The 25,564-nt window shown below is 70.9% G+C and carries 22 protein-coding genes and 1 pseudogene; 5 read left to right on the top strand and 18 right to left on the bottom strand.

Annotation, left to right across the window (positions count from 1 at the left end):
• Nucleotides 1-112: 112 nt before the first annotated feature.
• Nucleotides 113-505 carry a VOC family protein gene (locus ABZ532_RS07495; protein ID WP_361280237.1) on the top strand — a complete coding sequence of 131 codons (393 nt, stop codon included), beginning with the start codon at nucleotides 113-115 and terminating at the stop codon, nucleotides 503-505.
• A gap of 189 nt (nucleotides 506-694) precedes the next feature.
• Here ABZ532_RS07495 and ABZ532_RS07490 read toward each other — a convergent pair whose 3' ends face one another.
• The 10 genes and pseudogenes from ABZ532_RS07490 to ABZ532_RS07445 form a co-directional block, all read right to left on the bottom strand.
• A complete protein-coding gene (locus ABZ532_RS07490) occupies nucleotides 695-1,651 on the bottom strand; it encodes a glycine betaine ABC transporter substrate-binding protein (RefSeq protein ID WP_361280235.1) in 957 nt (318 codons plus the stop codon).
• 50 nt (nucleotides 1,652-1,701) lie between these two features.
• Nucleotides 1,702-3,684 carry an ABC transporter permease subunit gene (locus ABZ532_RS07485; protein WP_361280234.1) on the bottom strand — a complete coding sequence of 661 codons (1,983 nt, stop codon included), beginning with the start codon at nucleotides 3,682-3,684 and terminating at the stop codon, nucleotides 1,702-1,704.
• Between the two features lie 55 nt (nucleotides 3,685-3,739).
• On the bottom strand, nucleotides 3,740-4,834 hold the full coding sequence (locus ABZ532_RS07480; RefSeq protein ID WP_361280233.1) for a glycine betaine/L-proline ABC transporter ATP-binding protein: 1,095 nt from the start codon (nucleotides 4,832-4,834) through the stop codon (nucleotides 3,740-3,742).
• Entirely contained in the window at nucleotides 4,831-6,378 is a 1,548-nt protein-coding gene (locus ABZ532_RS07475) for a GMC oxidoreductase (protein WP_361280232.1), read from the bottom strand. The genes ABZ532_RS07480 and ABZ532_RS07475 overlap by 4 nt, the downstream gene beginning before the upstream one ends.
• Before the next feature lie 24 nt (nucleotides 6,379-6,402).
• Nucleotides 6,403-7,884, bottom strand: a complete 1,482-nt coding sequence (locus ABZ532_RS07470; protein WP_361280231.1) for an aldehyde dehydrogenase family protein — start codon at nucleotides 7,882-7,884, stop codon at nucleotides 6,403-6,405.
• A gap of 284 nt (nucleotides 7,885-8,168) precedes the next feature.
• A complete protein-coding gene (locus ABZ532_RS07465; RefSeq protein ID WP_361280230.1) occupies nucleotides 8,169-8,720 on the bottom strand; it encodes a histidine phosphatase family protein in 552 nt (183 codons plus the stop codon).
• A gap of 94 nt (nucleotides 8,721-8,814) precedes the next feature.
• Complete coding sequence (locus ABZ532_RS07460; protein WP_361280229.1) at nucleotides 8,815-9,804, bottom strand: malate dehydrogenase; 990 nt, start codon at nucleotides 9,802-9,804, stop codon at nucleotides 8,815-8,817.
• Nucleotides 9,805-10,076: 272 nt separating this feature from the next.
• Nucleotides 10,077-11,114, bottom strand: a complete 1,038-nt coding sequence (locus tag ABZ532_RS07455; protein ID WP_361280228.1) for an XRE family transcriptional regulator — start codon at nucleotides 11,112-11,114, stop codon at nucleotides 10,077-10,079.
• A gap of 576 nt (nucleotides 11,115-11,690) precedes the next feature.
• Nucleotides 11,691-11,936: pseudogene (locus tag ABZ532_RS07450) on the bottom strand (helix-turn-helix transcriptional regulator); the annotation flags it as partial.
• Complete coding sequence (locus ABZ532_RS07445; RefSeq protein WP_361280227.1) at nucleotides 11,933-12,235, bottom strand: helix-turn-helix transcriptional regulator; 303 nt, start codon at nucleotides 12,233-12,235, stop codon at nucleotides 11,933-11,935. The gene ABZ532_RS07445 and the pseudogene ABZ532_RS07450, both read right to left, overlap by 4 nt.
• Nucleotides 12,236-12,521: 286 nt before the next feature.
• Here ABZ532_RS07445 and ABZ532_RS07440 point away from each other — a divergent pair, with 286 nt between their 5' ends.
• Nucleotides 12,522-12,890, top strand: a complete 369-nt coding sequence (locus tag ABZ532_RS07440) for a hypothetical protein (RefSeq protein ID WP_361280226.1) — start codon at nucleotides 12,522-12,524, stop codon at nucleotides 12,888-12,890.
• Nucleotides 12,891-12,968: 78 nt separating this feature from the next.
• Here ABZ532_RS07440 and ABZ532_RS07435 read toward each other — a convergent pair whose 3' ends face one another.
• Together ABZ532_RS07435 and ABZ532_RS07430 are read right to left on the bottom strand one after the other, a co-directional pair.
• Entirely contained in the window at nucleotides 12,969-13,520 is a 552-nt protein-coding gene (locus ABZ532_RS07435; protein WP_361280225.1) for a DUF3017 domain-containing protein, read from the bottom strand.
• A 78-nt stretch (nucleotides 13,521-13,598) separates the two neighbouring features.
• On the bottom strand, nucleotides 13,599-14,465 hold the full coding sequence (locus ABZ532_RS07430; protein WP_361280223.1) for a bifunctional methylenetetrahydrofolate dehydrogenase/methenyltetrahydrofolate cyclohydrolase: 867 nt from the start codon (nucleotides 14,463-14,465) through the stop codon (nucleotides 13,599-13,601).
• Nucleotides 14,466-14,700: 235 nt separating this feature from the next.
• Here ABZ532_RS07430 and ABZ532_RS07425 point away from each other — a divergent pair, with 235 nt between their 5' ends.
• Nucleotides 14,701-15,318 carry an RDD family protein gene (locus ABZ532_RS07425; protein WP_361280221.1) on the top strand — a complete coding sequence of 206 codons (618 nt, stop codon included), beginning with the start codon at nucleotides 14,701-14,703 and terminating at the stop codon, nucleotides 15,316-15,318.
• 161 nt (nucleotides 15,319-15,479) lie between these two features.
• Here ABZ532_RS07425 and purH read toward each other — a convergent pair whose 3' ends face one another.
• Together purH and purN are read right to left on the bottom strand one after the other, a co-directional pair.
• Nucleotides 15,480-17,030, bottom strand: coding sequence for a bifunctional phosphoribosylaminoimidazolecarboxamide formyltransferase/IMP cyclohydrolase (gene purH / locus ABZ532_RS07420; protein WP_361280467.1), 1,551 nt, complete (start codon nucleotides 17,028-17,030; stop codon nucleotides 15,480-15,482).
• Between the two features lie 11 nt (nucleotides 17,031-17,041).
• Entirely contained in the window at nucleotides 17,042-17,716 is a 675-nt protein-coding gene (purN, locus tag ABZ532_RS07415; RefSeq protein ID WP_361280220.1) for a phosphoribosylglycinamide formyltransferase, read from the bottom strand.
• A gap of 277 nt (nucleotides 17,717-17,993) precedes the next feature.
• Between purN and ABZ532_RS07410 the strand changes: the two genes are divergently transcribed.
• On the top strand, nucleotides 17,994-18,776 hold the full coding sequence (locus ABZ532_RS07410) for a hypothetical protein (RefSeq protein ID WP_361280466.1): 783 nt from the start codon (nucleotides 17,994-17,996) through the stop codon (nucleotides 18,774-18,776).
• 5 nt (nucleotides 18,777-18,781) lie between these two features.
• Here the strand turns inward: ABZ532_RS07410 and ABZ532_RS07405 are convergent, their stop codons facing one another.
• Nucleotides 18,782-20,542 carry a DUF6350 family protein gene (locus ABZ532_RS07405; RefSeq protein ID WP_361280465.1) on the bottom strand — a complete coding sequence of 587 codons (1,761 nt, stop codon included), beginning with the start codon at nucleotides 20,540-20,542 and terminating at the stop codon, nucleotides 18,782-18,784.
• A 129-nt stretch (nucleotides 20,543-20,671) separates the two neighbouring features.
• Between ABZ532_RS07405 and ABZ532_RS07400 the strand changes: the two genes are divergently transcribed.
• Entirely contained in the window at nucleotides 20,672-22,147 is a 1,476-nt protein-coding gene (locus ABZ532_RS07400; protein ID WP_361280219.1) for a helix-turn-helix domain-containing protein, read from the top strand.
• Between the two features lie 121 nt (nucleotides 22,148-22,268).
• Here ABZ532_RS07400 and sucD read toward each other — a convergent pair whose 3' ends face one another.
• From sucD to ABZ532_RS07385, 3 genes are all read right to left on the bottom strand, one after another.
• Entirely contained in the window at nucleotides 22,269-23,153 is an 885-nt protein-coding gene (sucD, locus tag ABZ532_RS07395) for a succinate--CoA ligase subunit alpha (RefSeq protein WP_361280218.1), read from the bottom strand.
• A 25-nt stretch (nucleotides 23,154-23,178) separates the two neighbouring features.
• A complete protein-coding gene (gene sucC / locus ABZ532_RS07390; RefSeq protein ID WP_361280217.1) occupies nucleotides 23,179-24,357 on the bottom strand; it encodes an ADP-forming succinate--CoA ligase subunit beta in 1,179 nt (392 codons plus the stop codon).
• Nucleotides 24,358-24,712: 355 nt separating this feature from the next.
• Nucleotides 24,713-25,543 carry a hypothetical protein gene (locus ABZ532_RS07385; protein ID WP_361280216.1) on the bottom strand — a complete coding sequence of 277 codons (831 nt, stop codon included), beginning with the start codon at nucleotides 25,541-25,543 and terminating at the stop codon, nucleotides 24,713-24,715.
• Between the last annotated feature and the right edge of the window lie 21 nt (nucleotides 25,544-25,564).

The following is a 25,564-nucleotide window of genomic DNA, read 5'->3' as shown; positions in this document are numbered from 1 at the left end:
CGGGGTCCGACGACGGTCCGGGGACACGGGGGTGCCACGGACCTGAGGGCCCCGTCAACGGCCCCTATCCTGAGGTCGTGGCCGACGACCGTCTCACCGCGGAGAGCACCTCATGAAGATCCATCTGACCAGTGTCTTCGTCGACGACCAGGCCGAGGCCCTGCGCTTCTACACCGAGGTCCTCGGCTTCGTGAAGAAGCACGACATCCCGGTGGGCGAGCAGGACCGGTGGCTGACCGTCGTCTCGCCCGACGAGCCCGGCGGCACCGAACTCCTGCTGGAACCCGCACGTCACCCGGCCGCCAAGGCCTACCGTGACACGCTGGTCAAGGACGGCATCCCACTCGCGCAGTTCGCCGTCGACGACGTGACGGCGGAGTACGAGCGGCTGCGCGGCCTCGGCGTCCGCTTCACCCAGGAGCCCCTGGAGACGGGCCCGGTCACCGTCGCGGTTCTCGATGACACCTGCGGCAACCTGATCCAGATCGCGACCAAGCCGCAGTAGCCGACCGCCGCACCCGAACCGACGCGACGCCGTTCACCGCTCACGACCACTCCCCCCGGCACATCCGCCCCGCCTGCGTACCGGCCCGGGACAACGCGGGCCGCAGCCGGGACACGCACGAGCGGGCGGCCCCGGGCCCGTGAGGGTGGCCCCGGCAACGCCCGCTCGTACGGTCGGTTCAGGCAACCGCTACTTCTTCGGGAGCCAGGCCTTCCAGGTGGCCTCGTTCTCCTTGACCCACTTCTCCGCCGCGGCCTCCGGCGACATCTTCTGGTCCGCGATCATCAGCGCGACCTCGTTCTGCTGGTCGGTCGTCCACTTGAAGTTCTTCAGGAACTGGGCCGCCTCGCCGCCCTTCTTGGCGAAGTCGGCGTTGAAGTACTTCTGGAGCGGGGTGTGCGGGTAGGCGCACGCGACCTTCTTCGGGTCGGCGTCGCAGCCCTCCTTGTACTCGGGCAGCTTGACCTCGACCATGTCGATCTCGGCGTTCAGCCACTGCGGGGTCCACCAGTACGTCAGGAAGGGCTTCTTCTCCTTCTCGTACTTCTTCATCGCCGTGATCTGGGCGGCCTCGGAACCCGCGTAGTTGGTCTTCAGGTCCAGCTTCAGGTTCTTGATGATCGCGTCGTCGTTGGTGACGTAGTCGGGCGAGCCCTCGAGCAGCTCGCCCTTGTCGCCGCTCTCCGCCGTCCTGAACTCCTCGGCGTACTTGTTGAGGTTCTTCCAGTCGGTGGCGTCCGGGTGCTTGTCGGCGAAGTACTTCGGCACGTACCAGCCGATGTGGCCGGTGACGCCGAGGTCGCCGCCCTTGACGACGGACTTCTTCGTCTCGAGGTACTGCTTCTCCTCCTTGGGGTGGCCCCAGTCCTCGAGGACCGCGTCGATGTCGCCCTTGGACAGCGCGTCCCAGGCGAGCACCTCACCCATCTGCTGGGTCTTGACCTTGTAGCCGAGCTCCTTCTCGAGGATGTGCTTGGCCACGGCCACGTTGGCCTGAGCACCGACCCAGGAGGGGACGGTCAGTTTGACGGTCTTGTCGCCGCCGACGTCGTTGCCCTTGCCGGTGTCGGCGGCGCCGCAGGCGGTCAGGGAGAGGACGCCGACGGCGCCGGCGAGCGCGGTGGCGGTGCGAATAGCAGTACGCATGGTGCTTGGTGCTCCTGTCGGAAAGCGGGTAAAGGTGGGAAAGGCGGGGGTCAGCCGTGCTTGCGTGCGGTACGCGCCGTCGGCTGGGTGATCCGGTCGAGGACGAGTCCCAGGCAGACGATCGCGAGACCCGCCGTCATGCCGAGGCCCATCTCGCCCCGGGACAGGCCCTTCACGACGTCGTAGCCGAGCGCACCGCCACCGACGAGACCGCCGACGACGACCACGGCCAGCACCAGCACCACGCCCTGGTTGACGGCGAGTTGCAGGGCCGGTCGGGCCAGCGGGAGCTGGACGCCGAGAAGCTGCTGGCGCGCGGAGGAGCCGAGCGAGCGCGCGGCCTCCATCGCGCCCGGGTCCACCTCGCGCAGACCCTGGGTGGTGATCCGGACGACGGCGGGCAGCGCGTACACGACCGCCGCGACGATCGCGGAGGTACGGGTGGCGCCGAACAGCGCGACCACCGGGATCAGGTACACGAACTGCGGCATCGTCTGCATCGCGTCCAGCAGCGGACGCAGCAGCCGCTCCAGCCATCCGGCCCGTGCGCTGAGCACACCCACGAGGATGCCCAGCACCAGCGTGACCACCAGTGCCGCGAGCACCTGGGACAGGGTGTCCAGGGACTTGGCCCAGACGCCGAGCGCGCCGACGGCGGCCATCGCGCCGGTCGCAGTGAGCGCGGAGACCCAGTTGCCCACCAGCCAGGCCACGGCTGCCACAAGCAGCAGCACCGACCACCACGGCAGCCACATCAGGGTGTCCCGCAGCGGGTTCAGGATCCACAGCGTGAACTCCCGGGCCCAGACCTCCACGAAGGCGAGGTTCTCGGTGATCCACTCCTGGGCCTGGTTGACCGGCGTGGAGATCTCGTACGTCCACGCCTCGGGCCAGGTGGTGGTGCGCACGGCGGCTGCGGCGCCGGCACCCACGGCGACCAGCGCCCAGGCCCTGCCACCGTGCAGCCAGCCGCCACCCGGATCCGTCGCGGCCAGGCGGTCGCCCGCCGCCGCCGTCGTACGGTCCAGCCAGATCGCGATGAGCACGATCGGGACGCCTGCGGCGAAGGCCTTGCCGACGTCCGTCGTGGACAGCGCCGAGTAGACCTCCTCGCCGAGGCCGCCCGCGCCGACGAGCGCGGCGATGACGACCATCGAGAGCGCCATCATGATCGTCTGGTTGAGGCCGAGCAGCATCTGCTTGCGCGCGAGCGGCAGCCGGGCCGTCCACAGCCGCTGCCAGCCGCTGGCGCCGAGCGACTGAGCCGCCTCCAGGGCCCCGGGGTCGGCGCCGCGCAGGCCGAGCGTGGTGAGCCGGGCCATCGGGGGGGCCGCGTAGATGACCGTGCAGAACAGCGCGGCGGGTGTACCCGTGCCGAAGACCAGCACGAACGGCAGCAGATACGCGAACGCCGGGAGCACCTGCATGGTGTCCAGCACCGGGCGCAGTACCCGGTCGAACCTGTCGAAGATCCCGGCGAGAAGCCCGATCAGGGCACCGAGCACGGCGGCCACCGCCACGGCCACCACCATCAGCGCGATGGTGATCAGCGTGGCGTCCCACATGCCGAGCAGCCCGCACACGGTGAACGCCCCGAGCGCGGTGAGCGCCACCCGGGCGCCGCGTGCCCCGAGACCGGCGGCGCGCCAGGCGACCAGCACTCCGGCCGCCACCACACCGAGCCAGCCGAGGGCGTCAAGGCCCTGGTACACGGCGTTGACCCCGTCGGTGGCCGTGTTGGACAGATGCAGCAGGAAGTAGAGGAACAAGGGGTGGGTGTCGCGGTTGTCGATCACCCAGTCGTTGGCGTCGTCCAGCGGCGCCGAGATGTCGACGGTCAGCGCGGAGGGCCAGCCTCCGCCGCCGAGCAGCAGCGCGCCGAGCACCACGAGCACGGCCAGGACGGCGCCGCCCGCGAGCAGTCCGCGGCGGCGGCGTACGAAGTCGCCGAGGCCACCGGGCGGCGCGAGTGCCGACCCCACTGCGTCGGGCTTCTTGGTCTTGGTCACCGAGTCCACGGTCACGCCGCTCATCCGCACCACCTCACCTTCCGAGTCGCGGTATCCGGCCCGGGTTTCCTGCTGCTCGTCATGCCGCCACCGCCTGTATGTCGGTGCCGGCGACCACGGCGAGCAGCGCGGCGTGGTCGACCACGCCGATGCAGCGGCCCTTCTCCATCACCCGGGCGGGCATGCCCACGCGGGCGACCGCCTCGATGGCCTCGGAGACGGTGGCGTCGGGTGCCACGGCGGGACCGGCCTCGGCCTCCTTGGCGTCCTCGGCCGGGCGCATCGCCGTACGTACGGTCATGACCTGCTCACGCGGCACATCGCGGACGAAGTCCCGTACGTAGTCGTCGGCGGGCGAACCCACGATCTCCTCGGGCGTGCCGAGCTGCACGATCCGCCCGTCCCGCATCAGCGCGATCCGGTCACCCAGGCGCAGCGCCTCGCTCAGATCGTGGGTGATGAAGACCATCGTGCGGCCTTCCTCGCGGTGCAGCCGGACGACCTCGTCCTGCATATCCCGTCGGATCAGCGGGTCGAGCGCGCTGAACGGCTCGTCGAAGAGCAGCACTTCGGGGTCGACGGCCAGGGCGCGGGCGAGGCCGACGCGCTGCTGCTGGCCACCGGAGAGCTGTCCGGGGCGACGGTGCTCCATGCCGTCGAGGCCGACCTTGGCGATGAACTCGGCGGCCTTGGCGCGGCGGGCTGACCTGCCGAGGCCCTGGATCTCCAGGCCGTACGCCACGTTGTCGAGCACGGAACGGTGCGGCAGCAGGCCGAAGTGCTGGAACACCATCGAGGCCCGGTGCCTGCGCAGTTCACGCAGCCGTGCCTTGTCCATCGACAGCACGTCCTCGCCGTCGATCGCGATCGAACCGGAGGTCGGTTCGATCAGCCGGGTCAGGCAGCGGACGAGGGTCGACTTGCCGGAGCCGGACAGTCCCATGACGACGAACACCTCGCCGCGGCGCACGTCGAAGCTCACGTCGTGTACGGCGGCGGTGCAGCCGGTGCGCTCGCGCAGCTCGGCCGGGTCGAGACCGGCGAGCTCGGCCGACTGCGGGACGCGCTCGGCCTTGGGCCCGAAGACCTTCCACAGGTTGCGTACGGCGAACACAGGCGAGTCGTCCGTGGCGGTCGAGTCGTCCGTCACGGTCGCATTGGTCGTTTCGGTCATCGGGTCTCACTCCCCGTTTCCTTGAGCAGTTCGGCACACTTCTCGCCCACCATCAGGACGCCGATCATCGGGTTCACGGCCGGCATCGTCGGGAAGACGGAGGCGTCCGCGATACGGATTCCGTCCAGGCCCCGGACCTTCAGGTCCGGCGCCACCACCGCGAGTTCATCGGCGGCCGCACCCATGCGGCAGGTGCCGGCCGGGTGGTAGACGGTGTGCGCGACCTTGCGCGCGTACTCGCTCAGCTCCTCGTCGCCCGTCACCTCGGGCCCCGGGCAGACCTCCCGCTTCAGCCAGCCCGCCAGCGGCTCGGCCTTGGCGATCTCGCGGGCGATGCGGATGCCGTCCACGAGCGTGCGGCCGTCGTAGTCGTCCTCGTCCGTGAAGTAGCGGAAGTCGAGCGCGGGCTTGACCGCCGGGTCGGCGCTGGTGAGGTGGACACGGCCACGGCTGTGCGGCTTGGGGATGTTCGGGGTCATCGACACGCCGTGCGGCGGGCGTTCGTAGCCGAGCCGCTCCGGATTGTCGGTGAACGGGATCTGGTAGAAGTGGAACATCAGGTCGGGGCCCTGGTGTTCGGGGTCCCTGCGCACGAACAGGCCGGCGTCGGAGTCCATCGCCGAGTTCTCCGGGATCGGCCCGTGGGTCTCCCAGACGATCACCGACTCGGGGTGGTCGAGCAGGTTCTCGCCGACGCCCGGCAGATCGTGGACCACGGGTATGCCGAGCGCCTCCAGGTCGGACTTGGGTCCGATACCGGAGTGCATCAGCAGGCGCGGGGTGTCGACCGCGCCGGCGCAGACGATGACCTCGCGGCGCGCGGTGATCAGCTGCTCCTCACCGTCCTTGCCACGGACATGCACGCCGGTGGCGCGGGTGCCGTCCAGCTCCAGCCGGTACGCCCAGGTCTCCAGCAGGATGGTGAGGTTGGGACGCTCGTCCATCACCGGGTGGAGGTAGGCGACCGAAGCCGAGGACCGCTTGTTGTTCTCCGGGTGGTAGGCGAGGTCGAAGAATCCCACGCCCTCGTCGAACGGCTTCTTGTTGAAGCCCTCGACGCGGGGGACGCCGAGCGCGGCCTGGGCGGCGTCGACGAAGTCGCGGGCGATGGCGTTGCGGTCGGCCTCGTCCACCGGCACCACGTTGTTGAGCAGCCGGTCGAAGTACGGGTCCATGGCTGCTGCGTTCCAGCCCTCGGCGCCGGACTCCTCCCACTCGTCCCAGTCGGACGGCAGCGGCTTGAAGGCGATCAGCGTGTTGTGCGACGAACAGCCGCCGAGTACCCGGGCGCGGCTGTGCCGGATGTGGGAGTTGCCGCGCGGCTGCTCGGTGGTCGGGTAGTCGTAGTCGAGCTCCCCGCCGAGCAGACCCATCCAGCGGCGCAGGGTCAGCACGTCGTCCCGGCCGACATCGCTGGGGCCGCCCTCGATGACGGCGACGGTGGTGCCCGGGTTCTCGGTGAGCCGCGAGGCGATCACCGAACCCGCGGTGCCGCCCCCGACGACGACATAGTCGTACTCGGGTATGTGCTTGGGCTTGTTCATGGTGTGTCCTGCTCCGCGTCTGTCTCAGCCTGCGAACCAGCGCACGGGGCGCGGGGCGAGGTTCTGGTAGATGTGCTTGGTCTCGCGGTACTCGGCGAGCCCGGCCGGGCCGAGCTCCCGGCCGATACCGGACTTGCCGAAGCCGCCCCACTCCGCCTGGGGGAGGTAGGGGTGGAAGTCGTTGATCCAGACCGTGCCGTGACGCAGCCGGCCGGCGACCCGCCTGGCGCGTCCGGGGTCGCCGCTCCAGACGCCGCCCGCGAGGCCGTACTCGGTGTCGTTGGCGAGGGCGACGGCCTCGTCCTCGGTGCGGAAGGTCTCCACGGTCAGGACCGGCCCGAAGACCTCCTCGCGGATGACGCGCATGCCGCGGTGGCAGCGGTCGAGGACGGTCGGGCGGTAGAAGTAGCCGGGACCTTCGGGCCGGGTGCCGCCCGCGCGCAGTACGGCGCCCTCGGCCAGGGCGGAGGCCACGTACTCCTCGGTCCTGGCGAGTTGCTGGGCGGAGACGAGGGGACCGCATTCGACGCCGTCGTCCGTACCGCGGCCGATACGGATCTTCTCGGCACGGCGGGCGAGCTCGTCCACGAAGCGCTCGCGCAGCGACTCCTCGATGATCAGCCGGGAACCGGCCGAGCAGACCTGGCCGCTGTGGATGAACGCGGCGTTCAGGGCCTGGTCGACCGCGGTGTCGAAGCCCGCGCCGGTGGTGCAGGCGTCGGCGAAGACCACGTTCGGGTTCTTGCCGCCGAGCTCCAGGGCGACCTTCTTGACGGTCTCCGCAGCGGCGCGCATGACCTTGGTACCGCTGACGATGCCACCGGTGAAGGAGACGAGGTCGACATCCGGGTGCTCGGCGAGCCGGGCGCCGACGGTGTGGCCCGCGCCGGTGACGATGTTGGCGACGCCCGTGGGGAGCCCCGCTTCCTGGAGAAGGCGGATCAGCGCGACCGTGGTCAGCGGGGTGAGCTCGCTGGGCTTGATCACGAAGGTGTTGCCCGCGGCGAGCGCCGGGGCGATCTTCCAGCTTGCCTGGAGCAGCGGATAGTTCCAGGGCGTGATCAGCGCGCAGACGCCCACGGGCTCGTGCACGACCACGCTGTGGATCTCGCTGGAGCCCGCGTCCACGACACGTCCGGTCTCGTTCACGACCAGGTCGGCGAAGTACGCGAACGCGTCGGCGACGCAGTCGATGTCGATGCGCCCTTCCTCCGCGGTCTTACCGGCGTCCCGGCTCTCGAGCAGCCCGAGCTCCTCGCGGTCCCGCCGCAGCAGCCCGGCGACCCGCCGCAGCAGCGCGGCCCGCTCGGCCACCGGTGTACGGGGCCAGTCCCCCTGGTCGAACGCGCGGCGCGCGGCGGCGATCGCGGCATCGGTGTCCGCGGCACCACCCTCCGCCACGATGGCGAAGGCGGTGGCGTCGACGGGGTCGAGGATCTCTCGCGTGGCTCCGGAGTCGGCTTTGCGCCAATCTCCGTCCACGTGGATGGTCAGTTGTACCGACACGTCGCGTTTGGCCTTCCATTCCCGGTATGTCTCTCACCAGCGAAGACTGGTGAACGGGTCGCCTGCCCCGGGGCGGGCAAAGCATGCGTGACGGGTGGCTGGAAGTGGTCGGCCTCACTCCGGATAGCCCGGCGAGCGGGCCCGAGCGGCGGTGCGACAGCCGCGCCCGGCGGAGCAGCCGCACGAGATCGCACAGGAGTTCGATAGAGCGGGGTCGGCCAGGACTTGCGATCAGGCCGAAACTGACCGGGCCCGGTGCCCGGCCGTGGGGGCCGTGGGCACGCTCAGTCCGTTGACGCCCTGGCGACGACGAACGACACCAGCCGCGCCGCTCCGGGGACCAGTGCCGCCCAGCCTGTGCCGAGCGCGAACACCGCGAAGGCGGAGGTCGGGAACTTCTCCGTCATCCAGGCGAGGGAATCCAGGTCCGCGTCGCCGCTGAGGGCGGCGGAGAGCTCCTCGATGCCGGGGTTGTGGCCCACCAGCAGCACGGTCCCCGTCTCCGGGGGGACTTCGCGGAGCACGGTGATGAGCTCGTCAGGCTCGGCCGCGTACACCCGCTCGTCGTACGTCACCGGCAGCTGCGCGCCACCCAGCGGGGCGGCTACGAGGTCCCAGGTTTCGCGGGTCCTGCGGGAGGGAGAGCAGACCACCAGGTCCGGCACGCAATCCATCTCACGCAGCAGCCGACCGGCCTCCGCGGCGTCGCTGCGACCCCGCGGGGCAAGCGGGCGCTCATGATCCTCGACACCCTCCGGCCAGGCGGATTTGGCATGCCGCAGCAGCACCAGACGGGGGCCGCCCTGCTCGTGTCCGCTTCCGGTACCGGGAGTCATGGGCCCAGGTTGGCACAGGAGCCCTCAAAGTGCTCTGGGGCGCCACACCGCGGTGTGGCGCCCCAGAGGCGATTGCGGCAGAAGCCGCAGAAAGCTAGATCAGGCCGAGACCGCGGACCGCCTCGCGCTCCTCCGCCAGCTCCGCGACCGACGCGTCGATGCGGGTGCGGGAGAACTCGTTGATGTCCAGGCCCTGGACGATCTCGTACTCGCCGTCCTTGCAGGTGACCGGGAAGGAGGAGATGAGGCCCTCCGGGACGCCGTAGGAGCCGTCCGACGGGATACCCATGGAGGTCCAGTCACCCTCGGCGGTGCCGTTGACCCAGGTGTGGACGTGGTCGATGGCGGCGTTGGCGGCGGAGGCCGCGGAGGAGGCACCACGGGCCTCGATGATCGCCGCGCCGCGCTTCGCGACGGTCGGGATGAAGGTGTCGGCCAGCCAGGCCTGGTCGTTGACGATCTCCGCGGCGTTCTTGCCGGCGATCTCCGCGTGGAAGATGTCCGGGTACTGGGTCGCGGAGTGGTTGCCCCAGATCGTCAGGCGCTTGATGTCGGAGACGGCGGCGCCGGTCTTGGCGGCCAGCTGCGAGATCGCGCGGTTGTGGTCGAGCCGGGTCATCGCCGTGAAGCGCTCGGACGGAACGTCCGGAGCCGCGGCCTGCGCGATGAGGGCGTTGGTGTTGGCCGGGTTACCGACGACGAGGACCCTGATGTCGTCCGCGGCGTGGTCGTTGATGGCCTTGCCCTGCGGCTTGAAGATGCCGCCGTTGGCGGAGAGCAGGTCACCGCGCTCCATGCCCTTGGTCCGCGGACGGGCGCCGACCAGCAGCGCGACATTGGCACCGTCGAACGCCACGTTCGGGTCGTCGGTGATGTCGATGCCCTGGAGCAGCGGGAAGGCACAGTCATCGAGCTCCATGGCGGTGCCCTCGGCGGCCTTCAGACCCTGCGGGATCTCCAGCAGGCGCAGCTTGACCGGCACGTCCGCGCCAAGCAGCTGGCCGGAGGCGATGCGGAAGAGCAGTGCGTAACCGATCTGGCCGGCCGCGCCGGTGACGGTGACATTCACGGGAGTGCGGGTCATAGCGATCTCCGTAAGACAGCTGGCGGTGGGGTTCCCTGCCCCGGGTGCTGGATACCTCCACCGTACTGATCGATCTCTCGACGTGAAGAGATATCCGGCGTCAGGCTATCCGACCCGGGGGCCGCCCCACTGCCGCCCCCTGAGAGTGCCACCGCCTTGTGGCGCGGCTCACTCGGGCCGGACTCCGCCCGGGCGGGCAAGCGCGCCACTCACCGCGCGCACCGCCGCTCACGGCACGCACCGCTGTTCACCGCGCGCACCGCCACCCTCGCTCACTGCTCGGTCGTGCATCCCTTCGTGCCGCTCGTGAGGGTCGCGCAGGCCTCGGCATCCGCCTTCGAGGCGACCGCGACCATCGGGGTGTATGCGTCCCCGTCCGCGTTGACCAGGCCGTTCTCCGCCGCTTCGCCCGCGGATATCGAGACCTTGTCCCCCGCCGCCGCCTTGGTTATCCGGGCCCAGGCAGCCGCGCAGGTCTCGCTGTAGCGGACCTCCACGACAGCCGTACCGACGGTGGCCCGTGCGGACGTGGTGGCGAGCTGACCGCCGCACCCCATGCTTTCCGGGTCCTGGCCGGTGCAGTCGGCTCCGGTGCACTTGACCCCGGCGGGCAGCTCGGGGGCACTGGTGCTGGGGGTGGCGGACGGCGCCTCGGCCACCGTGCCACCCTTCTTCTCTTCGCCGCCTCCTCCGAGGTCGGTCAGCAGCACGGCTGCCGCGACCACCAGGAGCGCGCCGACGACGCCTGCGATGAACAGCGGCACCCTGCTGCGCCCACCACGGCCGCGCCCCCGGTCCGCCGAGCCCGGAGCGGCCGCGTGCCCTCCGCCTCGCTGCTGGGGAATGGCTCGCCGGCCCCCGCCCTGGGCGGGACCGGCGGAGCCGTACGCCTCCCCGCCCGGGCCGGACGGCGGCGCCGCCGTCCTCGAGGACCCGGCCATGCCGCCGGGCCCGCCCGGCGCGTCCGCGCCGAACTCCCCGAGTGCCGCACGCGCCTGCGAGATGCGGATGGCTTCCATGGTCATGTCGTGCCGCATCTCGGCGCGACTCCAGGCGCGCTCCGCGAGCTCCCACATGGTGGTGAGGTGGCCCGGGTTCGTCCCCGTGACCTCGGCGAGCGCCACGATCGCGCGCTTGGGTGCGAGCAGCCGCCCGTTCAGATAGCGCTCCCACGACGTCTTGCTGAACCCTGTCCGGTCCGAGACGGCCGCGATACTCAGCCCGCTGCGGTCCACGAGCCTGCGCAGCTGGCTCGCGAACTCCTTGACCTGAGGGTCCAACTCTTCCGGTAGCGCCTTCCAACGAGGCATTGCTTCCCCCTTGTCCCCCCGACGTGCCTGATGTGCCCCGCGCTGTGGTGCCCCCTGCCACGCCTCCGGACTCGCCCGGAGGGATGCGCAGAGCCAGGATGTCAGTTCCTGCGGCTGGGGCGCACGGGGAGCATTCGGGACATTTGCGCACTCCCCCGCGTGCGCCCCTGCCCCGAAGCCCGAATCAGTCTCGCATCCGCCGAGCCACGATCACACCACAGCGGAACCGCCACCTCCGTGCCACGGACACCTAACCCGCTTGCATCGCGATTGGCGCGTGCATGACGCTGTTGCCCACGACGGCGCCCGTCCTCCCACGGGGGAGAGGATGGGCCCGTCACTGCACGGCGGCGGTCATGCCGGACGAGCACGACACAGGCGGCGGACGAGTACGACTCCGAACGCGACCACCACCGCCGTCGCGAGCGAGGTCAGCAGAGTCGCCACACAGACGCGACGAGGGACTCGGGCCGCCTCGAACCAGGGCACCCCGGACAGCACCTCCCCCTCCGGTGAGGGCCCGACCGGACTTCGCCCGCCTCGGCCATCGACGGGCGCCTCCCGGGCCCGGACGGCCCTGCCACTCCACACCGCGTCCGCGAGCTCCCAGAGCGCGAGCAGCGGGCGCGGGGGCTCACCAGTGACCGCACAGAGAGCCTCCACGGCACTACGCGGCACGGGCTGCTCGCCGCCCAGATAGCGCTGCCAGGACGACTTGCTGTACGGGGTACGGGCCGCCAGGGCGGCCAGACTCAGCCCCGACCGCGCCCGCAGCCGCCGTAGCTCGCCGACCAGTTGCTCACACTCGGGGCGGCTCGTCACCGGCGCGCCCCGCCGGTTATGCCGCCCCCTGCCCGCCCCCTGGCCCGTATGGCGACCTCACAGAGCACGACCAGCCGCGTCGGCTCCACGGCACACACCCGCGCCAGCTCCTCGACAGCGCCCCGTGGCACGGGCTGCCTGCCGTTGAGGTAGCGCGCCCAGGACGAGCGGCTGTAGCCGGTCCTGTCCGCGAGTGCGGTGAGACTGAGCCCGCTGTGGTCCTTGAGCCTGCGCAACTGGGCGATCAGCCTGCGCTCGTGGTCGGCCAGCGCAGCCGGCAGTTCCTTCCATCTGGACATGGCACACCCCCGATTCCCGGCCGGTTCCTCCGGTTTGCTCCACCCCCATGAGATCACTACCGACAGTGACGATTCCACCCCATTCGCGGCTTTGGCGAGAAGACGACAAGACCCTTGCGTCCCACGGTGTTGTCATGCATGAACGCGTCCCGGCAGCTCAGCGCGCAGGACGTCCCACAAGGTCTCGACCCACCGGATTCCCCTGGAGAGAGGCGGACTTGGCGCGCGACAGTCGGATTCCGTGCCGGGTGACCACGCCCGGGCGGACAACGGAGGGAACAGATACATGAACGCCGTCCGCAAGCGCATCGTGCTCGCCGTCGCCGCAGCAGCCATCGGCGCCGGCCTTTCGCTCGCCCCCACGGCCGGGGCGAGTTCCCAGTCGGACGCGGGGCTCCAGGCCTCGTGCAACTGGCCGTACGTCTGCTTCTACAAGGGGAGCACGAAGACCGGTCAGTTCAAGGACGTCACCAGCGGCTGGCAGAACCTGGGCGCCAGCAAGGGTGCCGACCGAATGGTGAACACACGTCGCGACGACATCGTCTACACCCACTTCACCAACGGCAACACCTGGTGCACCCCGCCCGAGAACACCACGTACTTCAACTCGTGGGTCGTCGACAAGATCCGCATCAGCTCGGCCTCCTCCTGCTGAAAGGCTTCGACCCCCGCCGCCGTACAGGACGGGGCGGGGGCCGAAGAAGGCCGACCGGAAAAGCCGACGCGGAGGTACCTAGCGGACGGTGATGCGGACCACGCCCTCCAGGAACGGGACCTCCAGCCAGGGCTTGGGCTGGGCCATCAGCGCGAGCAGCACGATCACGATGCCCAGCAGCCCGTACGTGATCATGTCGGTGAACCGCGAGCGCACCGCCAGCATGCCCACGGAGGGCAGCACGCGGCGCAGCACCGCTCCGGTGAGCAGGGCGACGCCGACGAGGATCGTGCCGACACGGAAGGACTGCGGGAACGGGTCGGCGCCGACGATCAGCAGTCCGAGCGCCGCCATCCCGATCACCGTGAGCAGCGGCCACTGGCGGGCAGGGGCGGGGGCGTCGCCGGGCGCTGCCCGACCACCACCCTCCGGACGGGCGGTGTCGCGGGTGACCTTGGGCGGACGACGGGACCGGGACCCGCTCCCCCGCCGGGCTTCCCCCAGGTCGCCCTCGTCCCGGTCCCCCTCGTGACTTCTCCCACGCTCTCCTCCGGACGCGACCGGATCGCCTGTCACACGCGCCTCGTCACATGCCTCGTCACGCGCCTCGCCGGGCGTTTCCTCAGGCATCTCGTCAGGCGTCTCGTGTGCGCCGCCGGCGTCACGATCCGGGGTGTCCGGCCCCGGTGCGGGCTTTCCCATGACCGCTCAGCCCGCAGCGCCGGCCGTGGCCCGCTCTGCCGCCTCGACGACATTGACCAGGAGCTGCGCCCGGGTCATCGGGCCGACGCCACCGGGATTCGGGGCGACCCAGCCCGCCACTTCGGTGACGCCGGGGTGCACGTCGCCGACGATCTTCCCGGTCTCGTCACGGCTGACGCCCACATCGAGGACCGCCGCACCCGGCTTCACGTCCTCCGGCTTCACCAGGTGCGGCACACCCGCGGCGGCGACGATGATGTCGGCCTGCCGAAGCTGGGCGGAGAGGTCACGGGTGCCGGTGTGGCACTGCGTCACCGTCGCGTTCTCGGACTTCCGGGTCAGCAGCAGCGGCATCGGCCGCCCGATGGTGACCCCGCGCCCCACGACCACGACATGCGCGCCGTTGATCTCCACGCCATGGCGGCGCAGCAGCGTGATGATGCCCGCGGGGGTGCAGGGCAGCGGCGCCTTCTCGTTGAGCACCAGGCGCCCCAGGTTCATGGGGTGGAGTCCGTCCGCGTCCTTGTCCGGGTCCATCAACTCCAGCACGCGATTGGTGTCGATGCCCTTGGGCAGCGGCAACTGCACGATGTAGCCCGTGCACTCGGGGTTGTCGTTGAGCTCCCGGACGACCGCCTCGATCTCCTCCTGCGAGGCGGTGGCGGGCAGTTCGCGCTGGAGGGACGCGATGCCCACCTGCGCACAGTCACGGTGCTTTCCTGCCACGTACTTCTGGCTGCCGACGTCCTCACCGACGAGCAGCGTCCCCAGGCCGGGAGTGACACCCGCAGCCTTGAGCGCCGCCACACGGGCGGTCAGATCGGACTTGATAGCGGCTGCGGTGGCCTTGCCATCGAGAATCTGGGCGGTCATGACCCCATCCTCGCGGATGACCCCTGCCCTGTTCCAATTAGGGACACCACACGGTGACACGAGGTTGCACTTATGCAACACATACTCTTATCGACTGGACAAAAAACCGGCGTTACGACCACGATGTCCGGGCGCAGTGCCGCGGGCAGTGTCGGGGGGCACACCGCACGATTTTTGTGATTCTCCTCCGTCAGGACCGCGCCGTCCCCGCAAAACCAACGGAGGAACCCTCGCCATGAGCTTCGGCGACCCGAACAACCCCTACGGACAGCAGCCCCAGCAGCCCCCGCAGGGCCAGCCCGGATACGGCTACCCGCAGCAGGCCCCGCAGGGCGTGCCGCAGCAGGGTTACGGCTACCCCCAGCAGCCCGGTCAGTATCCCCAGGCGCCTGCGTACCCCCAGGCCGGATACGGCCAGCAGCCCGGGTACGGGCAGATGCCGGAACTCGCCCACTGGGGTCTGCGGTTCGGCGCCTACCTGCTCGACATGCTGATCATCGTCGGTCCGTACTACCTGCTGGCGGGCATAGGCGTGGCCATGAGCAGCTCGGCGAACGACAGCGGCTTCGCCGTCCTGGGCATCCTGGGCTTCGTGTACCTGATCGGCATGTTCTTCTACCAGCTCTACCTGGAGGGCACGACCGGTCAGTCGATCGGCAAGAAGGCCCTCAAGATCCGCCTGCTGAAGGAGGCCGACGGCTCCACGCTCGGCTTCGGCATGGCCTTCGTCCGCAAGCTGGCCCACTTCCTCGACAGCCTGGCCTGCTACATCGGCTGGCTGTGGCCGATCTGGGACAGCAAGAAGCAGACCTTCGCCGACAAGGTGTGCAGCACGGTGGTCGTGCGCGCCTGACGCGACTCAGTGACGGCGGCGGGCCCCGACGATTCCGTCGGGGCCCGCCGCCGTCGTGTGTGCCCGGTCCTGAGTCCGCCGCCAGGCAACGGACTTCATGGCGGGTGGACAGGGAGCGGTGCTGGTGCCAACGGCACCAGCACCTCAGCGCGTTGTGCACCTCAGTGGAAGAAGTGCCGCGTCCCCGTGAAGTACATCGTCACGCCGGCCTTCTTCGCCGCCTCGACGACCTGCTCGTCACGCACCGAACCGCCCGGCTGCACCACCGCCTTCACGCCGGCGGCGGTCAGGATCTCCAGGCCGTCAGGGAAGGGGAAGAACGCGTCGGAGGCCGCGTAGGAACCCGGCGCACGCTCAGCGCCCGCGCGCTCCACCGCGAGCTTCGCGGAGTCGACGCGGTTGACCTGTCCCATGCCCACGCCCACCGAAGCGCCGTCCTTGGCCAGCAGGATCGCGTTGGACTTCACCGCGCGGCAGGCACGCCAGGCGAAGGCGAGCTCGGCGAGCTCGGCGGCGTCAAGGGCCTCGCCGGTGGCCAGCGTCCAGTTCGCCGGGTCGTCGCCGTCCGCCTGGAGCCGGTCGGTGACCTGGAGCAGAGCTCCGCCGTCAACCGGCTTGACCTCGACGGGGGCCGCGGGAGCGTCGGGGCAGCGCAGCACGCGGACGTTCTTCTTGCGGGCGAGCACCTCGACCGCGCCGTCCTCGTAGCCCGGGGCGACGATGACCTCGGTGAAGATCTCGGCGACCTGCTCGGCCATCGCCACGGACACCGGGCGGTTGACAGCGATCACCCCGCCGAAGGCCGACAGCGGGTCGCAGGCGTGTGCCTTGCGGTGCGCCTCGGCGACGTCGGCGCCGATCGCGATACCGCAGGGGTTGGCGTGCTTGATGATGGCCACACACGGCTCGGCGTGGTCGTACGCGGCACGCCGCGCGGCCTCCGTGTCCGTGTAGTTGTTGAACGACATCTCCTTGCCGTGCAGCTGCTCGGCCTGCGCGAGCCCGCCGCCCGCCTCGGTGACGTACAGCGCCGCGTCCTGGTGCGGGTTCTCGCCGTACCGCAGCACGTTGGAGCGCTGGTAGGTGGCGCCGATGAAGTCGGGGAAGCCGCTTTCGTCGGCCGGGGCGTACGAGGACGCGAACCAGGACGCCACGGCCACGTCGTACGCGGCCGTGTGCTGGAACGCCTCGGCGGCGAGGCGCTTGCGGGCGGCCAGGTCGAAGCCGCCCGCCCCCACGGCGCTGAGCACGTCGGCGTACCGCCCGGGGCTGGTGACGACCGCCACCGACGGGTGGTTCTTGGCGGCGGCGCGGACCATCGAGGGGCCGCCGATGTCGATCTGCTCGACGCACTCGTCGGGGCTCGCGCCGGAAGCGACGGTCTCGCGGAACGGGTAGAGGTTGACCACGACGAGGTCGAACGGCTCGACGCCCAGCTCCGCGAGCTGCTCGCGGTGCGCGTCGAGGCGCAGATCGGCGAGGATCCCGGCGTGCACGCGCGGGTGCAGCGTCTTGACCCGGCCGTCGAGGCACTCGGGGAAGCCGGTCAGCTCCTCGACCTTGGTGACCGGGACCCCGGCGGCGGCGATTCGGCCTGCGGTGGAGCCGGTGGAGACCAGCTCCACCCCGGCCTCGTGCAGACCGCGGGCGAGCTCCTCCAGACCGGACTTGTCGTAGACGCTGACCAGCGCGCGCCGGATGGGCCGCTTCATGGTTTCGGCGGTCACGGGATAACTACCTTTCGTCCCTCAATGCGGTAGCCGTTGCGGGCCAGACGCCCCACGACATCGACGAGCAGCTGACGCTCGACTTCCTTGATGCGCTCATGCAGAGCGGCTTCATCGTCCTCGTCCCGGACGTGCACCACGCCCTGCGCGATGATCGGGCCGGTGTCGACGCCGTCGTCGACGAAGTGGACGGTGCATCCGGTGACCTTCACGCCGTACGCGAGCGCGTCGCGGACGCCGTGGGCCCCGGGAAAGCTGGGGAGCAGGGCGGGGTGGGTGTTCACCAACCGGCCGCCAAAGCGGGCGAGGAAGTCCTTGCCGACGATCTTCATGAAGCCCGCCGACACCACGAGGTCCGGCTCGTAGGCGGCGGTGGCCTCGCTCAGGGCGCGGTCCCACTCCTCACGGGTCGCATGGTCCTTCACCCTGCACACGAAGGTCGGGAGCCCGGCACGCTCGGCCCGTTCGAGGCCGGCGATCCCGTCGCGGTCGGCGCCGACCGCCACGATCTCGGCCCCGAAGCCCTCGGAGCCCCGGGGATCGTCGTGGATGGCGTCGAGCAGCGCCTGGAGGTTGGTGCCGGATCCGGAGACCAGGACGACGAGGCGGGCGGCAGCCACGGGGACTCTTTTCGTGTTGCGTTTGCGGCGTGATGACGTTTGTGTGGTCATACGAATAAAACGAGTCCGGCGATACGGGGAACTCTACGAAGCCGTCGACCGTCAGCAACGATACCGGCACACCAAGCGGCCCCCGCGGGACGGGGGCGTGGCCGGGAGGTAGCGTCTGGGGCAGGGCTCATCCGCATACGGAGCCCGAGTACAGCGGGTACCCAGCGGTACTCAGCAGCAGTCCAGAGGGGAAGTCACTCGTCACATGCCGTCCACGCCGGTCCGAAACCGTCGCATGGCTCTCCGCTCCCCGCTCGCCCGCGAGCGGGGCTCCCTGATGCCGGGGTCCCCGCTGCTGCGGGAGCGCCAGTCCACGGAACCGGCGGAGGGGTCCGCAGACGACAACCCCTTCGCACCGCCGCCTGAGGGTTCCCCCGACCAGCCGTGGCAGCCGCGGCGGGGCGCCGGAGATCACGGCACCGGTGGTGGCGAGGGTGACGGCGAGGGCGATGACGATGGCCGTCAGAGTGGCCGCCGTCCGTCGTCGGGCTGGGGCCAGTGGAGCAGCCGCCAGCCCGGACGCTCATCGGGCGGCTTCGGCGGCAGGCCCGGCGGGCAGAGCGGACAGGGCGGCTCCGAGGGCGGCCCCGGGAGCAGCCTTCGCTGGGACCCGACGGACCCGGCCCAGCGTCGTGCCCGCTATGCGCTGCTCGCGGGCATGTGGGCCTTCTTCTTCGCCCTCTTCGACCTCGGCGAGATCGCCCTGCTGCTCGGCGCGCTCGCGCTGTACTGGGGCGGCAGCTCCCTGCGCGCCAAGGCACGCCGCCAGGCTGCTGAGCCGGCAGTGGGAGCAGCCGGCACGGCGGGCGCCATGGGTACGGCGGGCACCGCCGGTGCGGGAGCCCAGGCGGGCGGGGGCAGACCTCAGGTCACAGCCGCGGTCAGCGGCATGGTGATGGCGGCGGTCGCGCTCGTGATCGTCGCGATGACCTTCACGATGCAGCTCGTCTACCGCGACTTCTACACCTGCCGCGACGATGCCCTCACCAAGTCGGGCCAGCTCGCGTGCAACGACCTCCTGCCCGATCCGCTGCGCAAGCTGGTCGGCGTTCAGGAGTAGGCCAGTCAGGGCCGGCCGCCCTGGCCCTTCGAGTCGGCGTCCGGGGCAGCATTCCTTTCCGCACGTACGTCCACGTCCGGGGCACCCGCGTCCACACCCTTCACCGCACACATGTCGGTGCCGGGCCCGCCCGTGCCCCTCTCGGCATCCGGAGCTGCATACGCCCCTGCACCTTCGTCGGTGTCTTGGCCGGCCGCGGCCCCCGCCGTGCCCTTGGCCGGGTCGGACGCATCCAGGTCCACGGCCGGGCCCGTGGCAGACGTATCCAGGTCCCTGGCCGGGGCCGGGTCGGACGCATCCAGGTCCGTCGCTGGAGGTGCCGGCTCGTCCTGCTCGGGTGCCTCCGGCTCGGCGACCGGCGGGGGCGCGGCACCGGCATCCGGGCTCTTCGGCCCCGGCATGCCCGCCACGCCCCGCACCAGGCCCAGGAGCCCCTGCACCGCCCGCTTCGAGGCAGCGCGGCAGACCTCACGCGGGTCAGGCCTGCTGCCGCTGGTCGCACGACGCATGTGCCAGGTGTGAGCACCGACCGCGACCGGGGCGCCGACGGCCGCCGTCCAGCCGAATGCCGCCGCACCCGTGAGCCACCAGACCGGACCGAAGTCGGCCAGTCCCGCCGTCCCCAGCGGCCCGCCCGCCCAGGCCGCCAGCAGCGCCATGAGCACCGCACACAGCGCGGCGGCGAGCAGGGCGACGAGGGCTGTCTCACGGCGACCCCAGGCCGCCCCCCGGCCTCCGCCGTCCGCCGTGCACGCGTCGCGCGCCGCACGACTCGTACACCACGCGACGGCACCGCCCGCCGCCACCGGAACGGCGGCACACGCCCAGATCAGCGGCGTCTCGAGGCCCTGCGTCGGTACGGCGGCGAGCAGCGGGAAGTGGGGTGGCGTCGCACCTTCAGCGACCGCGAGAGGCGTCGCGGTGCCGGCCGTACCGAGCGCGAAGCCGGAGCCGAGGCCGTAGGCGGCGCCCCAGACCGCCGCGTTCGGCACCAGGATCAGCGCCAGCACCACGACCGCGAAGCGCCCCGGCCAGTCCGCCGCGAGCCGTACGAGCTGATCCCCCGCGGCCTCCGCGTGCCACACCAGGGACGCCGCGAACAGCAGGGCGCCGCCGGCGACCAGTGTCGCCGTCGCCGCACCCGCGGCGCGGAGCGCGACGACGCACCGGGTGCGCGTGCCTGAGCCGCGCAGTCCCGCGGGAACCCATGCGGGAAGCGGCCCAAGCGGTCGTCCGCACGCCGTCCAGGCACCCGCCGTGGCTGACAGGACGGTCACGGCGGGCAGGTGCACCGCCGCACTGAGCGGTTCGGCCTCGAGGGCCCCACCGGTGGAGTACATCGCCACCGTCGTGGCGATCAGCAGATAGCCACAGGTCACTCCGGACACCACGAGGCCCACCGCACCCCGGGCCCCAGCCCCTGACTCGAGCGTGTCACGTACGGCGCGATGCGCCGACCAGATGGGCAGCACCATCAGCAGCAGCGGCACGACCCCGACGGGCGCGGGGGCGCCCGAGAGGGTCTCCGCCCTGACCAGTTCCGCGCCGTGCGCCAGCAGCCACAGCCCGGCGGCCACGTGCAGCGCCCCGCGTGGGCCGCTGTCCGGATACGGCGAGCTGATCCACATCAGGATCACCGGGACCGCCAGCGCGCCGAGGCCCAGCCCGGCCGCCGTCACACCGCGCAGTACGGCCGCCATGAACAGGACGGCGGGTGGCCGGGCGCCCTGTACAGCCACCGTGGGGACAGGCCTGTGGTCGGTCATCTCGGTCACCCGGCCATGCTGCCAAGACGGCCCGTTCTATCCGGTTAACAGGCAAACAGCCGTGGTGTCGCGGAAGATACTATTATGTACTGTTTGTGACGGTACCGTCACCGACCCCATGGAGCCTCCATGAGGCGAAGCGCCCCGGACCCCGCCGAGAACGCCCATCACGCCGTGAACCCGAGGACCGCAAAGAACGCCGACGATCTGCCGTCCCCCAAGGAACGACGCAGGCTGCGCGAGTCCAAGTCCCTCAGCGAGGAGGAGCTCGCACGAGCCGTCGGGGTCACCCGGGCGACGGTCCGGTCCTGGGAGACCGGCCGGACCAACCCGCGCGGACGCAAGCGGGAGGCGTACGCGAAGGCACTCGCCTCGTACCAGGCGGAGCTCACGGCGAAAGAGGCGGCCAAGGCCCAGGCCGAGCGGGAGGCCCGCTGGGCGGAGGCCACCCGCGGTGGGAAGGACGAGGGCGGGCGGGGCGCCACCGAGGACACCCTGGAGCTGCCGAAGATCGACCCGGAACGCCCACCGGCGGCACAGACCTGGCAGCAGCCAGGGAAGACCGCGGGACCCGGGGAGCAGCCCGGGAGGGCCGGGGACCCCGCGAACACGGGGGAACCCGGCAGGACCGCAGCCGCCGGAAGGACCCGCGAACCCGAGAGCGAGCCCGCAGCAACGGCGCACACCTCTCGGCGCGGGGACCCCGGCCACCGTCACCTGGCACAGCTCGCCGCCCAGCTGCTGCACCCTTCGCCGTACCCCGTGGGCGAACCCCCGCCCAGGACTGCCGAGCAGGCGTTCGATGTGCTCTACCGGCGCACGGCCTCCTGTCTGGTGCGCCAGACCTATCTGCTCACCGGCAACAGGGATTTCGCCCGTGAGGCGGTCGAGCACGCCTTCCACCGCGCCTGGCAGCGCTGGCCGGAGGTGGCTGTCGACCCCGACCCACCCGGCTGGCTGCGGACGGCGGCGTACGAGTACGCCATGTCGCCCTGGCACCGGCTGCGCCGCGGCCACCCCTCGGAGCCCGACCCCCCGGAGCACCAGAAGGCTCCCGGCGACGCCGATAGCTCAGCACGCCAGTCGCTCCGGGACACCCTGTTCGCGCTGCCGCCCATGTACCGACGCACCCTGCTGCTGTACGACGGCCTCGGCCTCGACCTCCCCGAGACGGCCGCCGAGACGGAGGCGAGCACCCCTGCCGCCGCGACGCGTCTGCTGAACGCCCGCGCGGCCGTCGCCGAGCGCATCCCCGAGCTGGGGGAGCCGGACGCGCTGCACGAACGGCTGGCCGATCTCGCCGCGGCCATACCGGCACCCGAGCTCGCACCAGCGAGTGAGGTGCGGGCGTGCACCGAGAAGCGCACGCAGTTCTGGACCCGTGCCTCGTACGGGCTCGCCGCCGCCGTGCTGGGCGCCTCGCTACTGACGATGATCTTCGGTAGGGCGAGCTACGAGGCTCCGCGCACGCCAGGCCGCTCGGTCGGTGGGGTGCCGTCGAACCCAGGGCCCATGGCTGAGTCCCCTGGCAGTCCCGACCTGCGGTTGACACTGCGGGAGCACCCGCTGAAGGGACCGGAACGCCTCATTCCTGGTTCCGGCTGAGCCGGCGGGCATGCGCAAGCGCACACGGCGTGCGGGGGACACCGAAGAACGCCGCGGAAAGCGGCGAGGGCCCGCACCCCGGTCTCCCGGGATGCGGGCCCTCGCTTCAGGCAGAGGTGGCTCAGCCCGCGAGGATCTCGCGCGCCAGCTTGGCCGTCTCGGTCGGCGTCTTGCCGACCTTCACGCCGGCGGCCTCCAGTGCCTCCTGCTTCGCCTGGGCGGTGCCGGAGGAGCCGGAGACGATGGCGCCGGCGTGACCCATGGTCTTGCCCTCGGGGGCGGTGAAGCCCGCGACGTAGCCGACCACCGGCTTGGTGACGTTCGCCTTGATGAAGTCGGCGGCACGCTCCTCGGCGTCGCCGCCGATCTCGCCGATCATCACGATCAGGTCGGTGTCGGGGTCGGCCTCGAAGGCGGCCAGGGCGTCGATGTGGGTGGTGCCGATGATCGGGTCACCGCCGATGCCGACGCAGGAGCTGAAGCCGATGTCCCGCAGCTCGTACATCATCTGGTAGGTCAGCGTGCCTGACTTGGACACGAGACCGATGCGGCCGGGCTTGGTGATGTCGGCCGGGATGATGCCCGCGTTCGACTGACCGGGGGTGATCAGGCCCGGGCAGTTCGGTCCGATGATCCGGGTCTTGTTGCCCTTTGCGCCCGCGTGCGCCCAGAACTGGGCGGTGTCGTGGACGGCGACGCCCTCGGTGATGACGACCGCGAGGCCGATCTCGGCGTCGATCGCCTCGATCACCGCGTCCTTGGTGAACTTCTCCGGGACGAAGATGACCGTGACGTCGGCGCCGGTCTTCTCGACGGCCTCGGCGACGGAGCCGAAGACCGGGATCTCAGTGCCGTCGAAGTCGACCGTGGTGCCCGCCTTGCGCGGGTTCACGCCACCGACGATGTTCGTGCCGGAAGCCAGCATGCGCTTGGTGTGCTTCTGGCCTTCGGAGCCGGTCATGCCCTGGACGATGACCTTGGATTCCTTGGTGAGGAAGATAGCCATGGTGAGTCTGTGACCTCGTCCCTTGTTACTTGGCCGCAGCCAGCTCGGCGGCCTTGTCGGCCGCGCCGTCCATGGTGTCCACACGCTGCACGAGCGGGTGGTTGCGGTCGTCCAGGATCTGACGACCCAGCTCCGCGTTGTTGCCGTCGAGCCGCACGACCAGCGGCTTCGTCACAGCCTCGCCCTTGGACTCGAGGAGTTCCAGGGCCTGCACGATGCCGTTGGCGACCGCGTCACACGCGGTGATGCCACCGAAGACGTTGACGAACACGGACTTGACGTCCGGGTCGCCGAGGATGATCTCCAGGCCGTTCGCCATGACCTCGGCGGAGGCGCCGCCACCGATGTCGAGGAAGTTGGCCGGCTTGACGCCCGCGTGCCTCTCACCGGCGTACGCGACGACGTCGAGGGTCGACATGACCAGACCCGCGCCGTTGCCGATGATGCCGACCTCGCCGTCGAGCTTGACGTAGTTGAGGCCCTTGGCCTTGGCAGCGGCCTCGAGCGGGTTGGCCGCGGCCTTGTCCTCGAGCTCGGCGTGGTCGGCGTGGCGGAACTCGGCGTTGGCGTCCAGGGACACCTTGCCGTCGAGGGCGATGACACGGCCGTCGGCGACCTTGGCAAGCGGGTTCACCTCGACGAGGAGGGCGTCCTCCGCGACGAAGGTCTTCCACAGGGTCACGAGGATCTCGGCGACCTGCTCGGCCACCTCGGCCGGGAACTTCGCGGCCTCGACGATCTCGCGGGCCTTCGCCAGGTCCACGCCGTCGTTGGCGTCGACCGGGATCTTGGCGAGCTTCTCGGGCGTCGTCGCCGCGACTTCCTCGATGTCCATGCCGCCCGCGACCGAGGCCATGGCCAGGAAGGTGCGGTTGGTGCGGTCGAGGAGGTACGAGACGTAGTACTCCTCGGCGATCTCGGGAGCCGTCTCGGCGATCATCACCTTGTGGACCGTGTGGCCCTTGATGTCCATACCGAGGATGTCCGTGGCGCGGGCGACGGCCTCGTCCGGCGTGCCGGCCAGCTTGACGCCACCGGCCTTGCCGCGGCCGCCCACCTTCACCTGGGCCTTCACGACCGAACGGCCACCCAGGCGCTCGGTCGCCTCGCGCGCCGCCTCAGGCGTGTCGATGACTTCACCGGCCAGCACCGGTACACCGTGCTTGGCGAAGAGGTCCCTCGCCTGGTACTCGAACAGGTCCACGCGCGTCCGTCCCTTTGCTTCTAATCGTCGCAGTTGTGATTCGCGGTTCGTTGTCTGCGTGGGCGTGCCGCGAAGGGCAACGTGACTGCGCTGTCACTAGGGAGGCGTACACGGTGGCCGGTACGCGGCATGTCCGTCTCGCAGAGTATCCCCGTGGGCCGTGGGTCCCTAAATCGCAGATCACAGAGCGGCGGTGATACCGGTCACAGATCGCGCACGTGGCGGAACTGTGCGGTTACAGGACGCATCCGGCCGGGGTACGGAACGGGCGGTCCCCACCCCAATGGGGACCGCCCGCAGTGCTTGGGGGACGGGGGAATCCGCCGATCGCCCGCCCCAGGTCAGCGGTCTCGGCTCAGATGCCCTGGGCCAGGTACTGGGTGACGCCGTCTGCGTAACTCGGAGTGATCGCGGTGGCCGCGCCCTGGACACCGTAGACCGCGTGAGCCGCGACCGGAGTGGCGGTGACCGTGCCGGTCATGTCCTGGGCGAAGGGCCGCACCTGGCCGGTCACACCGTCCGCGAAGGTGCCGGCGGAGCCGCCGACGCCGTGGGCGACCGGCTGGACCTGGTCGGCGACGGTCTCGACGACCGGTGCGACCGCCCCGGCCACCCCACCGGCGAAGGGTGCCACCCCGGCAGCGACGCCGCCCGCGAAGGGGGACACGTCTCCGACGACACTCGTGGCGAGGCCACCGGCGTCGCCGACCGCCTGACCGGCGACCGGGACGACACTGTCCACGGAGCGGTCGGCGATCGGGGGCAGGGCGTCCTGCGCGGTCTCGTCCACGACGGGAGTGGCGGCACGGGCGGCGCGGGCCGGGGCCTGCTCGAGTTCCGGGGCGAACGCGGACAGCGGGCCGAACAGGTAGTCGATCTCGGTGTCGGCGGCGGGCAGGCCGGACTCGGCGTACTGACGGGCCTGGTCCGCGGCCGACTCGGCCGTCGCCACGGCGGCGTCCTGGGTGACGCCCTGCGCGGTGGCCGTCGCCGTACTGGTGGCGGTGGACACGGCCGGCGTGTCCGCGAGGTCTGCGGCCTTGTCCTGGGCCATTCCGGCGGCCTGGTCCGGCGTGGACAGGGAGAGGGAGGGCAGCTCGTCCGCGCTGGCGGCGGCCGTACCGATGGCCCACATACCGGCTGCACCGGCTGCGACGGCTATGGAACGGCGGATGTTCTTGTTCATTTCGGGTGTTTCCTTTGGATT

It is taken from the genome of Streptomyces sp. NPDC019396 (assembly GCF_040632375.1).
Taxonomy (GTDB): Bacteria; Actinomycetota; Actinomycetes; order Streptomycetales; family Streptomycetaceae; genus Streptomyces.
This window is presented reverse-complemented; position numbering and strand designations above follow the sequence as displayed.